The 232-nt window shown below is 69.8% G+C and carries 1 protein-coding gene; it reads left to right on the forward strand.

Going from position 1 to position 232, the window contains the following annotated elements:
* Positions 1-193: ABC-2 family transporter protein (locus ACPYOG_RS21020; RefSeq protein ID WP_481295977.1), on the forward strand; the 193-nt coding region annotated here is incomplete at its 5' end.
* Positions 194-232: the final 39 nt, after the last annotated feature.

Here is a 232-nt window from a genome sequence, read left to right on the forward strand (position 1 = left end):
CTTCTGGATGTTCGTCGTCCCGACGGCGTTCGTCGCCTACGTGCCGGCGGTCGCCATCCTCGACCTGCGGGGCGACCACCTCGCCCCGACGTGGCTCGCCTGGTGCACGCCGCTGGCGGCACTCTTCGCGTGGGCCGTCGCGGCCCTCTGCTGGCGGCTCGGCACTCGTCACTACCAAGGAGCAGGCGGATGAGCATCATCGAGACCCGTGACCTCGTGCGCGACTTCAGAC

The sequence above is a fragment of the Leifsonia sp. HAY1-4F genome, assembly GCF_056755275.1.